At 51.1% G+C, this 12,346-nt stretch carries 7 protein-coding genes and 1 pseudogene; 3 read left to right on the top strand and 5 right to left on the bottom strand.

Features of this window, described 5'->3' with window-relative positions; genetic code table 11:
• Window positions 1–41: 41 nt before the first annotated feature.
• Window positions 42–1,541: an RAD55 family ATPase gene (locus tag ACQUQ1_RS16215; protein ID WP_435065357.1), complete on the top strand. Its 1,500-nt coding sequence runs from the start codon at window positions 42–44 to the stop codon at window positions 1,539–1,541.
• Window positions 1,542–2,365: 824 nt separating this feature from the next.
• Here the strand turns inward: ACQUQ1_RS16215 and ACQUQ1_RS16210 are convergent.
• The 5 genes from ACQUQ1_RS16210 to ACQUQ1_RS16190 form a co-directional block, all read right to left on the bottom strand.
• Window positions 2,366–2,749, bottom strand: coding sequence for a DUF5658 family protein (locus ACQUQ1_RS16210; protein WP_435065356.1), 384 nt, complete (start codon window positions 2,747–2,749; stop codon window positions 2,366–2,368).
• A 1-nt stretch (window position 2,750) separates the two neighbouring features.
• Window positions 2,751–3,344 carry a response regulator gene (locus ACQUQ1_RS16205; RefSeq protein WP_435065355.1) on the bottom strand — a complete coding sequence of 198 codons (594 nt, stop codon included), beginning with the start codon at window positions 3,342–3,344 and terminating at the stop codon, window positions 2,751–2,753.
• Between the two features lie 10 nt (window positions 3,345–3,354).
• Window positions 3,355–3,678: a HalOD1 output domain-containing protein gene (locus tag ACQUQ1_RS16200; RefSeq protein WP_435065354.1), complete on the bottom strand. Its 324-nt coding sequence runs from the start codon at window positions 3,676–3,678 to the stop codon at window positions 3,355–3,357.
• 158 nt (window positions 3,679–3,836) lie between these two features.
• Window positions 3,837–6,545, bottom strand: a complete 2,709-nt coding sequence (locus ACQUQ1_RS16195) for a response regulator (RefSeq protein ID WP_435065353.1) — start codon at window positions 6,543–6,545, stop codon at window positions 3,837–3,839.
• A 3-nt stretch (window positions 6,546–6,548) separates the two neighbouring features.
• Window positions 6,549–11,021, bottom strand: a complete 4,473-nt coding sequence (locus ACQUQ1_RS16190; protein ID WP_435065352.1) for a PAS domain S-box protein — start codon at window positions 11,019–11,021, stop codon at window positions 6,549–6,551.
• A 430-nt stretch (window positions 11,022–11,451) separates the two neighbouring features.
• Here ACQUQ1_RS16190 and ACQUQ1_RS16185 point away from each other — a divergent pair, with 430 nt between their 5' ends.
• Together ACQUQ1_RS16185 and ACQUQ1_RS16180 are read left to right on the top strand one after the other, a co-directional pair.
• Window positions 11,452–11,853 (top strand): hypothetical protein, encoded by a 402-nt coding sequence (locus ACQUQ1_RS16185; RefSeq protein WP_435065418.1) that lies wholly within the window; start codon window positions 11,452–11,454, stop codon window positions 11,851–11,853.
• A gap of 132 nt (window positions 11,854–11,985) precedes the next feature.
• A pseudogene (locus ACQUQ1_RS16180) lies at window positions 11,986–12,156 on the top strand (type II toxin-antitoxin system PemK/MazF family toxin); the annotation flags it as partial.
• Window positions 12,157–12,346 lie beyond the last annotated feature (190 nt).

The raw sequence follows: 12,346 nt of genomic DNA, 5'->3' as shown, positions 1-12,346 counted from the left end.
CAGTCCTACGTTTATATGACAGCCGTTTTAATTAGAGCGTAATGGTGGACACTTTTGCTTCGAACCAACCGAAGCAATACTCGACTGGGTCGGACGTATTGGACGAGATACTGGCCGGTGGTTACCCTGCTGGGCGGACAACACTGCTTACTGGGACACCCGGAACGGGCAAATTGACCCTCGCAATGCAGTTCCTTCAAGCCGGGCTGGAAAACGGCGATTCGTGTCTGTTCATCAGTACCGAACAGCCAATCGACGAGTTACACGAGGCCTTTGCACCGTTCACGTTCGACCTGACTCACGAGGATCTCGACATTACATCCCTCCATGCCCGCACCGGTCGGACATTCGAAAGCGACGACCCCGAACTCGTCATCGAAACATTCGATGACGGCGAGATAATTGGGGAAGGGTTCTCTGCTCCATTCAACGCTGAGCGCATCCCACAGGTACTTGAGCGATATTCCGATGCAGACCGTGTTGTCCTTGACAGTATCTCCGGGCTTCGACCCATGTCAGAAAACCCTGATGTGTACCGACGGGGCGTCCTTGATCTCATCCAATTGTTCAATGACGACTTCGACGCAACTGCACTGTTTACCGCCGAACACCTCGGCTCAGGCCCTCGGAGCAACCATGTCGAGTCGCTGTCCACGCCTGATGCCGTCCAGTATAACGTCTATGGCGTCATTCGGCTCTGGCGGGAACAGATTCGTGATTCGTTCCGGCGGTTCCTCGATGTGATGAAAATGCGAGGCGTCAATCATGACACCCGCCAGCTCGAACTCACATTCAGCACTGAAGGGATTCGTGTTATCCCCCGCAACCGGACGACGCCGGAGGAGCTGGCAATTCGAACGGATTTGCCCACAGGCATTCCGGGGTTAGATGACTTGCTAGGCGGTGGGCTTCCATTCGGCAGTGGGACTGTGCTGACCCATGGGGGGCAGGCGAAACTGGATCCACTGCTGTTCAGCATGGTGTCTACTGCGCTGGACGAGAATCTCTCGGTTGTGCTCGTTCCACGTGTTAAAACACCGCCCGAACATGTCGCGAAGTGGTTACAACGGTCTGGAGAGTCGCTTACTGACCTGCGAGACGAGAACCGTCTTTTCGTTCTCGATGCGGTTGGTGCATGGGGAAGTGGGCCAAACGTCTACGACCTACAGGACGAGGACGCCGGGTTAACCTATCTGATACAAGAGATTGAGAATCGGCAAAATGGAGATGGGCTGTTTATGCTGTTTAACACCGAAGCACAGGTGCATACTGTGGGACGTGAAGAGGCTCGCCAGTTTCGATACTGGCTGGAGGCTAATCTGCTCAACGAGAATCACACGCTAGTGGACATTCATAACCCGAAGGTGATGGGAGCAGAAATTGCGGACTTTTTCGAGGATGCTGCCTCACAGGTTATTGAAACGTGGCGTGAAGCGAGTGGACTACAGTATCTCCAATTACAAAAGGGGGACGTTGGGGCAGTCGGCGATGTCCGGTTAGTGGATCATACGACCGAACCTCCGTTTATCCAGCTAGAATAACAGATTGGCAGAGAGGGATATATTTCAGTATGGAACCACTTCCAGACACCGAGTGTCCGAACTGTACGCAACAGTTCCAGCGTGAGGAGAACAGTCAGCCGAGGGGATACAATCTTCTCGGAAAGGGAGACACAATCAGTCTAATCCGATGTACTCAGTGCGGGATAGAACTCCCTGTCCCTGAATCAGCCAGTGCGTCTGTTGTTGTCAGTACCGTTGACTCAGAGTTATCGGCCAGAATTGAATATTAACTAACGAATTATCGTAGTGAGCAAGAGTGAGCGATATCCCACAACCAGTGACTGAGCTGATTGTCGAACTGATAAAAAATGTGCCGACTGAACGAGACATTCTGAGGAGATCAATACGAATGTGAGCCGTGTAGATCCAGAAAGGATAAATTGCCATCGCATTTGTGAACTAATCAGTTGACAGGATACCTCCCGAACACGAAGACGCGAGCGGGTTTAGTCTGCGCGAGAACTATCTGCTGAATCTATACTTTATATTTGCACGCCACTCCTGTCAAATTCAGAGGGTTTCAACAGAGCCATAATATCCCAACGCTTGAGAAACCGCGCCGTTCACGGCGCGGAGGATGTCATGTATAGTGTAACTCGTAGATTGCCTCTGCTAATAGGTGTCAATACTCTATCCATTTTTAATCCGTGAATTGCCGCTGCGATAAGGCATCCTCCTAAACCGTTTATAAAATGAGGGTTTGGACCTTCATTGCGGAAATTAAAGCAGAGAAAGCAGCATAGCAAATGATATAATTAACACAATTGAAACATACAATAATAAACCGACAAACTCGATCAATCTCATATCCAAATGAGTACCATGTTATGAAGCGACACAGCGCTCCATACGACCAAGACTGAAAGGTATGCTACATTGCTCCACAGATCGATATTATGTCTCGATTGTGCGACCCAGGGAAGCAAGTATTCACCAAGAAAGAATAATAACACTAGTGACACCGACGAGAGAAAGAATAGGCCGGGGATGATTCCGAGAGTCTCAACAGTAAGTACGACAATCGGATTGGCTTCTCGCAGTCCGATGCTTAGCCCATAGTACGTGAGACTCGCATCTATAGCTCGTACGAAGACCAATCCGATGAGCAGCGGATATTTATTTTCTGCGAGTACTTCGATGCTGCTGCTGGTAGCACAATTAGTGGATGCCACGGCTCCTCGCACCATATCAGAACTGTTCTACAGGTTGGGATCCGATACGCTGGTCTCTGACCAGCATATCGATCTGATAATCTGTTTCGAGACGCTGAAGTGTCGTATCAGCTTCCTCCTCCAACTCCCGTATTCTCTGGAGGAGGTCGCCGTATCCCTCGTCCTGTCCCAGCTCTGTTTTGTCGAGGTTCGCTTCTAACGTGGCTTTCCTCGCGGTGAGTGAGAGAAGCTCTGTGAGTGAATCTTCGTATGTTAGAACCAGCTCCGCAGCTTCCACAGCTCGAAGAAGCTTCGTCCGGTCGATTGGTTTGAGAAGATAGTCATCCACATCGATGGACGCTAGGTCTTCCGTTGGCTGAACAGCTGTTACCATGATCACCTGCTGGGCATCGCCGCCTTCACGAATTGATTGTAGCACCTCCGTGCCAGAGAGGCCCGGCATTCGACGATCTAAAAGGACAATATCAATCGGTTCCTCAGCGAAGATTTCCAGTGCATCTTCCCCGGAATAGGCCACATGAACCTCGAACTGCTCCTGTAGCCAAATGCCAAACAAGTCAGCGAGATTCTCTTCGTCTTCGACGATCAGAACGGTACTGGAATGGGTCATCTATTCTCACTCACGTATCTCGTTCGACGATGACACGCACCGTTGATGCGTACATGACCGTCACAAGTGCGTCCTGAAAGAGAAACTCCACAGAGGGCATATGACTGGTCTCGTCGACTGCACGCGTTTTGAACAAGCCATCTAACTTGTCTGCATCCACGAATTCGAATACTGGAGGAGATCTATTGAGGTCCGGCCAGTATTCGACAGCTTCCATAAGTGTCTCAATGACCGCCTCCGAGACACGGACAGGTCTATCAAATTCACGCACTATTTGGGAGTCTGTACTCCATCCTTCGGGTCTGGACTCTCGGTGCGGAGAGCTTTCTGCCATACAGAATAGATCTATTCTATAATAAAACGTCTTCTACCCTCTAATATCGGGTTGTCAAATTTAATGCCTATATGGAAAGGCTCACTATTTGGAACCAGTTTTCCGAATGTCGATAAGCAGGACAGCCCGAGTACTGTAGAACGTGATACTGAGGCAGGTCACGGCTCGGTTGAATCCTGATAGAGAGTCGTCAGCAGATTAGACTCAGCAGCTCGAAGATGTTGGTTGAACGTTGACTGTGCGATATCGAGAGTCTTGGCAATCGACGTCGAATCGGCATCCCGCGGCCAATTAAAATACCCTGCGTAGAGCGCCGTCTGCAGGACTTCTTCTTGTCGGGCAGTAAGAGCTCCATCAAGCCGTGCTGAGAGAGAGGTATTGGTTTCTCCTCGCTCACTATCCAGTTTGGATAACAGGGTGAGATCGCTGTAGTCCTCCCGGAGTGAACTCAGATATTCCCCGACATCGACCGTGAATGGCACAGTTACTGAAACAACGATCTCGTCGGACTCGGAAGCGTTTGTGATTTGATTTATCGCAACTCCTTGGTCGGTCAGTTTCTCGCAAAAGCTGCTGTTCCGCACCGGGACTTTACAGTAGATACCATTTCGAGAGTCGCTCAAAATGACCATCTCTGGATCGAAACCAGCGGCTTCGAACGCCTCGGGGGTCACGTTTTCACCGGTCACTCGCGCGAACAGGAGGTGATCTGGACTCTCAGTCACTACATTCAACACTTCGAGATCAGTCTCCATATCCGAAACAAGAGTTGCAAGGCCAGTATCGTCCTCAAACTGGATCTCGAGGAGTGTACCCCCACCGGATAGGAGCGCCGCCTTTTGCCGGAGTGCTGATATCCCGTGACCTATTATCTGACCGAGCTCTGTGAGGGCTGTCACCTCTTCTTCAGCGAAGGCGTTTGGCAGTTTGGAGTGGACTTCTAATACGCCAAGGATCGAAGCCTCGCTCTGTAGTGGTACAGCCACAATCGAGTTGGTGCCATTTTTCAGTGCGTCTTGTTCCCACTCCGTTTCGGAGCGAGCGGTCATTAAGTCGCTCTCCACGACCGAATCTTCAATCCTGTATGCCCGTTCAGCAGGTGGCAATGTAGAGTTACTCCGTTGGGTATTGTCATCTGCTGGACCGTCGTCCGCTCCCACGTTTTGATATTGGAGCGACTCCGTTTTGGCTCTGACCTCGATCGTATTCGTATTAATATCTTTTTTACCGATCCAAGCCCCACTAACCAGATCCAAGTGAGCTAGAGCATTACAGACCTCTTGCTCCAGTTCTTCTCGTGTATTTGAACTGATAACCGTGGCACTTATCGACCGTATCAGTGTGTTGATGCGACCCAGTCGTGTCAGCCGTTCGTTTTGCTCGTTTAACCGCTGGTCACGTTCCCGAAGGGCCGCCTCTTGAGCTGTTCGTTCGAATGCGCTTGCTGCGTTCGCTGCTAACGTCTTTGCCAATTTGTTCTTTCTCGAGGGAATCTCTGGCGTCGTGGTCATACCCACCAACAGAACCCCCTCTGATTCTAGTGAGTAGAGTCGCCACGACGAGAACTCCTCTGTCAACCACTGGCTTGACTGGGTATCTGTAACGTCTTCGTCTTCGGGACTCAACTGTTCTGTTCGAGTCACGTAGGCTGTCCAGACTGGTGTGTCTCCTTCAGAGATAGTGGGAAGGTCAATTTCAATAACATCTTCCGTGGATGCGTGTGCTAGTGGGACCAAGCGTCCTGTGTGCTCTTCTCGTGTATATATCGCGGCAAGCTCGAATCCGAGTTCCCCGACTGCGGCAGTTGTCACGGTCTCGCCGATGCTACGTTCCGAGTCCGCTGTCATTAGATCGCGAGAAACGGCATGCAGATCCTCAAGCTGTTGTTCATACGCGTACCTCTCTGTAATATTGTGGTAGTGTTCAATCCGCCCACCGGCATAAAGACCAGTTTGGATCGGCCCGCTCCAGTACTCCAACCATTGCTGCTCTTTCGAAGCCGTTTCAGGGATACGGACGACGGCTTCGACTTCGGAATTCATATTCTCTAGAGAATGAGTTACGAGGTCAGACAGTGTTTGCTCACCTGAGGGATATTCCTTGTACGATTCAGAAGCAATGCGACTGTAGTCAGACCCTTGGATATCGTCTCTGTCAACTCCGAGTAATTCTTCCGTAGTTTCGTTTGCCCACACCACCAGTCCGTCGCGATCAACTACAACGATCCCTTCCTCTGATGTGTCCAGGACGTCTTCAGTGAGGGACTGGTACTGCTGTTGTTCCCTGCGCTCTGCTGCTGTTCGTTGCAGGCGCTCAATAGCCACTCGAAAATCCCTGTCTGGCAGGTTCTGAAGGTACCGTTCGACTTTATCCTCGAGTTCTGTGATTTGGTCCGTGAGTGCCTGGTATTTCGGGCTCGTTTCGAGGGTATCTGCGTCCATGACCGCTTCCAAGGTCGATTGGCGTTCTATCAGCGAGAACAGCTCTTGCAGATCCTCGTTGTACTCGGCACGAGTGAGCATCTGGGAGATAACGTCTTCGAGGTCGTCAGCTTCAACGGGCTTTTCGAGATACGCATCGAATCCCATTTTGACGATATCGAAGCCCGGTGTCACCGCAGAGACGATAACCACCTGGCAGTTCGACTCATATTGTCTGAGTCGCGTAAGAACCTCTCCGCCGGATAACCCAGGCATCATCCGATCCAGAAGGACGATATCGACAGTCGCATCAAACGCTTCTAAGGCTTCTTCGCCAGAGTACGCGGTTTCGACAACATAACCGTCTGCGAGCCACTCTGCATACAGCTCAGCCAAACTCTGGTCATCCTCGACGACTAGGATTTTTGTGTTTCCGTTTTGGGTCATAGTTTACGACACGGTGCCCGGTTTTTGTGAGTCCTCTCGAGCCGGTTGGGTGGGGACTTCCAGTCTGATCTCACTCCCATCGCCCGAGGTGTCGACTGAAATCGATCCCCCAGCACGAGTCACCAGTGCCCGCACCATCCACAATCCGAGCCCCTGACCGTGACTTAGCGGTGTTTCTTCGCCAGTTTCGAGGAGATTTTTCTCCATTTCCGGGAGTCCAGGCCCAGTATCGGACACACAAACCTCTACCCACCGTTCATCGGGTTGCGAGACACTGATCTGTACGGATGGATGCTCAGTATCGTTCGCTGTGATGGCGTTCTCAACGAGCTCAGAAATCGCCTTCTCAAGGTCACTCGGTATTTGTGATTCTATATCGTGGTCGGCTGTGATAGTGATATTCGCATTAGCATGCTCGTCTTCTTTTTTGGCTTGAATATCCTCAGCTATTTGCTGAGCACTCTGGTGGGAAGCGAGAGCGCTCTCGCTCGTGAGTATATTCTGGAGCTCTTGGGTCTTGTTTGCCATTCTTTCCCACTTGTCGAGAATGTCTCGGATCGTCGCAGCGCGCTGTTCACGAGTGTCTGTCTCTGTGTCCGACGCAAGCAGATCGACATACCCTCTCAGTTTCGTCAGATCATTTCGGATATTGTGCCGCATAATCCGGTGTAAGACCTGGACGTGTTGCCGACGCTGCTCCTGAGCTGTAACATCTCGTGCCTCGAATACCAAGAAGCTAAGCTCCCCGTGCTGGCTTGAGATCGGCTTGACCGAGAAGTCGAAGCTGGCGAGTCCATCAACGCCTTCTGCTTCCACGTTGAACCGAACGAGTGAACCCGAAGATGCTTGAGTAACTGCTTGTCTGATTTGAGTTTGCACTTCAGACGAATGCGCGAACAGAGGACACTCCCAGAGTGGTGTGCCTCTGCTCTCTTCGACACCTGTGCCGCCGAACTCCGTGAGGGGGTCGTTTAGCTCGAGGATTTCACCACTCTGGGTCAGCAGTCCCGTCAATTGGAACGTTTGATTGAATACGGATTCGAATTTTTTCGTCTGTTCTTTTATATTACTGATGTCACGTATATATAACAGAAACCCACCAATTGCTTCATCGTCAAAGAGATTCCGTCCACGTGCCTCTACAGTAATCCACTCCTCATCCGCATCCATTGCTTGGAACTCTAGCTGAACGCTTGAATCGGAATCCTCCACGGCGGCGAAAAACGCTTTCATTACACGTTCCCGATCCTCAGGATGGATAATATCAAAGACACTCTCTTGATTTAGCTGAGTTGGATCATATCCAAGAACCCGTTCAGCAGAGCCACTAAGATAGGTGAAACACCCGTCGCGATCTAAGATAGACACGACGTCGACTGATTCCTCAACGAACCGCTCTGTTCTACGCCGCTGTTGACGCTGGTTAGTAAGATCTCTGATGACCATCCCGTATCCCAGGAACACTCCATCTTCAGTTTGAAGCGGGACGTATGAGACTTCTGCAGGAAACGACGATCCATCCTGACGGACTCGCTGTCCTTCGTGAGTACTTTCTCCTGCGAGTGATGCCTGTTTTAATAACCGATCAGCAATCCCACGTTTTTGATCCTGTTCAGGGTGTAACTCTGCTGCTGGCATACCAATTGCAGTTTCTTCGTCATATCCAAAGATGTCGGCTGCTCCATCGTTCCAGCTGTCGATCTGTCCATCGTCATCGAGAAGTACAAAGGCGTATTCTTCGAGACTTTCCGAGAGGATCTCGAATCGCTTCCGCTCCTGTTGAATCTGCCGAATCCGTCGTTTTTGATCCGTTATGTCCGTGGCAATCGCGACAAGTCTCTCTCCAGTTTCGTCATCGGGTATCAGAACAGCATCTGTGTGTATCCATCGCGTTTGTTCGTTGGCATCAATAACTCTGAAATCCGCAGACAAGTCGTCGATATCGCCGACTCGTTCTAGTGACTCACGAACACGGTCCCGATCTTCCGGCGCGACGATCTGTACGAACTCTTCATAGTTGTCCGGATCATGGCCAAGTAAATCGACAAGCGTGTTGTCGAACGATATCTGATCCGTCTCAAGACTCCACTCTGCAATACCAGTGTCCGTTCCAGAAAGAACCAATTCGAGTCTCCGGTTCTGTTCTGCCAGGCTCCGAGTCCGTTGCCTCCGACCTGTTACGTCCTGCTGTATGCCAATAAACTTCGAAAGCGTCCCATCTACATCAGTGACTGGCGTGACGGACAATCGATTCCAGTATTCACTCCCGTCTTTTCGGTAGTTTTTCAATTCTACTGTCACCGGTTCACCGGCCGCAATCGCCTCTCGGAGCTTCGATATTTCGTCGGGGTCTGTCTCGGGTCCCTGGAGGAAACGTGGATTACGACCCAACGCGTCGTCTTCTTCGTAGCCAGTAATGTCGGTAAATCCTTTATTTACGTACTCGATTGGGTTGCCTTCTCGCTGTGGGTCGGTGATCATAACCCCAACATTCGAGGAGTCAATCGCTTGCTCCTTGAGTTCGAGTTCACGTTCCCGTTGCTGTCTTTCAGTTTCATCGCGCACAGTACACACGAGGGGACCATCATCGATGATAGTTAGAGAGATCTCTGCCGGGAACGTCGTTCCGTCTGGTTGGGATCCGGTTACTTTGCCCCGCCAGTGCCCCTCCGACTCAAGAACAGGGAAGGCTTCTGACTCAAGGCGCTCTACCTCATCTTCGTCATAAAGCATCCGCCAGGAGTTCCCGATGAGTTGGTCAGTATCATCGAATCCATACATATCCACGTGTGTCTTGTCGATGTAGGTGTATTCTCCATCTTCGAGGATGGCGAAGCCGTCTTTCGCATCTTCGACAGCCTGTTGGAACGTCTCCAATTCGCGACGGCGCTGCTCGCGGGGCGTGATATCCCGACTGGAAATAACGAGTGATTCGACGCCTGATTCCCCTGTAACCGGACGGATTGTGCCCGTAACGAACCGCATATTACCGTCCCGGTCCGGATGTTCCGCCTGGAAACTGACGTACTTGCCAGCAGCCGCTCGTTCGATCCAGCCTTTAAGATCTTCTTGTAGGTCCGAGGAATGCGACCACCAGTCTCCTTCCCAGAACGGTTCCCCCAAGATATCGGATTTGTCGTTCGAAACGTAGTCTAGCGCTGTTTCATTGGCCTCAATCGTCTCACCATCAGTTTCTAATAACGCCACCAGCATCTCAGGATCTTCGAACACCGACTCGAAACGCCGCTCATTCTCCCGAAGTTCCGCTTGACGCCGATATTTTTCAGACACGTCACGGACAACACAGACGATTCGATCGTCTTCCAAGCGTGTCAGCGATAGTTCGGTCGGGAATTCTCCCTTGCCTTCTGGAGATGCAGTTACAGTGCCTCTCCACTCTCCATCGGACCGGAGCGCTGAAAACGCCTCATCCTCTATGCGCTCGATTTCAACGGCATCAGTATACAAATCACGCCAGGTCTGGCCGAGTAACTCGCTTTTGTCCTCGAACCCGTACATGTCGGCATGCGTTTGGTCGACGTACGTGTACTCCTCGTCGTCTAAGATGGCAATCCCATCACTCGCGTTCTCGATAGCTGATTGAAATGACTCCAGACGACGTCGGCGTTCCCGCTGTTCCGTCACATCTCTCGCCACGGTATGCATATAGGCCGCCCCATCGCGCTCGATCCGACGGTTCGAGAACTCGACATCGATTTTACTGTCGTCGCTCCGAAGCAGTTTCGCTTCAGTGGTTGCCGGTTCGCCAGCTAAAATTTGGTCGTGGTAATCCTGATAGGTATGTAAGTCAACCTCGTCGTGAAGATCGGGAATACGCATCGAGAGGAGTTCCTCTCGCTCATAGCCAGTTAACTCGCAAGCAGCCTGATTCACTTGGACGAAATTCGCATCTGAATCACTAATAAAAATGGCATCGTTGGAGCCTTCAAACAACGTGTGTGTCCAATCACGTTCAGCCTGTAGCTCCTCGTGTCGTCGGATTCGTGAGATTGTAGCTTCAAGATTCGAAGCAACGAGTTTTGCCAGTTCTGCGTCTTTTTCGGTAAACGCATCTACTTCAGTAGCTCCGACACTCAAGACGCCGAAATCTGAAATTGGCACAAGAATTTCGCTCCGAATCGGGGTGTCTGAATTATACGTGCCATCGGCCTCGTGGACATCGTCGAACGCTTCCGGACGATTCTGTCTGTACACACGCCCGGCGAGAGAATCAAGTGGAAGGATAGGTGCATCGCCAATCACCTCTTGTGCCTCAGTTGATTCGGCGATTGGGCGGAGTTCGTTTCCCTCTTCATCGTACTCCCAGATCGCCGAAAGAGGCGCATCAAAATTGAGATCCAACATTCGGACCGCAACGACAGAGATGTCCTCGATAGAACCAGCTTGATTCAGTTCCGAAGACAACTCGAGAAGTCCTGCGGGGGTATGTTCCGTGTACGCGTCTCCATCGCTCATACATCCGATTTTGTTGTTCCGCTGTATTATGTTTTCGATTAGAGAACCATTTCATATCGGCCCCAATAGAATTGGTCCGATAAATATAGGGTACATCTATTCATCCTTGAGAATCAATTGTGGTAACAAGATGTCGACGGAAGCAGTTGCGGTACTCGGGCGGAAATACAGCGTAGATATACTGCGGGCGGCGAAGGAACCGCGATCAGTTAGCTGGCTGAGTCAAGAGCTAGATATCCCGATTGCCACCTGTTATAGACGTGCGAAGGAACTCTCTGAGAATATGTATTTAGAAGAGGTCACTGCGGACGAGAGCAGGGATAGAACACAGTACTGTCGAACGGCGGATAGTATTGAACTCAACCTTGCATCTGGCGTATTACTTAACCGCTCTCGATCTTGGGAAACTCGAGAAGTACCAAGAGATACAATACCGTTAGATTCCGTTACGCTTGATGAGTTCTCCCAAACGATTGATATTGTCGAAGCCTACTTTGGGAGTTTGATCGACGGTGTTGCTGTTCATACATCCATTTCACGCCGGCAACTTGTGGCGGTGCTGGCACGCGCCCAGCTCTCGGGTCACCAACTCGACACCGAGGGACTGACCGATAACGGCGACATCATCCACCAGTCGGACGATGAGACACTCTTTTGGCTTGACGGTGGTTTCTGGACGGATCTGGGCGGGCTCCGCTACTTGAGTCCAGACGAGGGACGAGCAGCCAGAGAAGTTCATCGCCGACTCATCGAGGCGGTCGCCGGAGACGTCGCCGACTACAACCGCGAGCGCGATCCGTTTATTCTCATCACGCAAACTCCTAGGTGTTGATATCGTTTTATCTGCTCCGTTCAATATCCAGTGTCTATTGTGAGCTTCGGCCGCTACCGACCGTAGTATGTCGGACGGAAGAAGTCCTCGGTCGGGTATCATCGTTCTCGCTTCTTGACGGGTTGATTGGCGTTACTTGTGGAAGCGTCGGACTCACTGTTTGAAAAAAGCCCCTCCGTGCGGCTTGACCAAATTCGAGTCGTGTCTGTCGAGAACCGAATCCATTCGGTGGCTGGCAGTCTCGACGACTCGACAATGGCCGAGTTCGACGACGCGCTCAAATTAAGTCAAGGGTTCGGCTGATCGAGAGATCCTGTACAAAGAAATCAGTGTCAGATCCGTATGCATTGAGGCGACCAGTCTCAACTTCTGGCAAGCGCTAAGTACACAGTTTCGGAGGATAGGCCAGTTCCAAGTCGAATCTCCGCCGGTTCGTATTCTATTTCCCAACGAATAGCTCGATTCCTGTTCATTCAGAACGAGATAATCGGGC

Source organism: Halobaculum sp. EA56 (assembly GCF_051195075.1).
Taxonomy (GTDB): Archaea; Halobacteriota; Halobacteria; order Halobacteriales; family Haloferacaceae; genus Halobaculum.
This window is presented reverse-complemented; position numbering and strand designations above follow the sequence as displayed.

Bases quoted from the DNA above. Each gene is read 5' to 3' on its own strand.
- ACQUQ1_RS16215 (WP_435065357.1), top strand. From the start codon at position 42: ATGGTGGACACTTTTGCTTCGAACCAACCGAAGCAATACTCGACTGGG.
- ACQUQ1_RS16210 (WP_435065356.1), bottom strand. From the start codon at position 2,749: ATGGTGCGAGGAGCCGTGGCATCCACTAATTGTGCTACCAGCAGCAGC.
- ACQUQ1_RS16205 (WP_435065355.1), bottom strand. From the start codon at position 3,344: ATGACCCATTCCAGTACCGTTCTGATCGTCGAAGACGAAGAGAATCTC.
- ACQUQ1_RS16200 (WP_435065354.1), bottom strand. From the start codon at position 3,678: ATGGCAGAAAGCTCTCCGCACCGAGAGTCCAGACCCGAAGGATGGAGT.
- ACQUQ1_RS16195 (WP_435065353.1), bottom strand. From the start codon at position 6,545: ATGACCCAAAACGGAAACACAAAAATCCTAGTCGTCGAGGATGACCAG.
- ACQUQ1_RS16190 (WP_435065352.1), bottom strand. From the start codon at position 11,021: ATGAGCGATGGAGACGCGTACACGGAACATACCCCCGCAGGACTTCTC.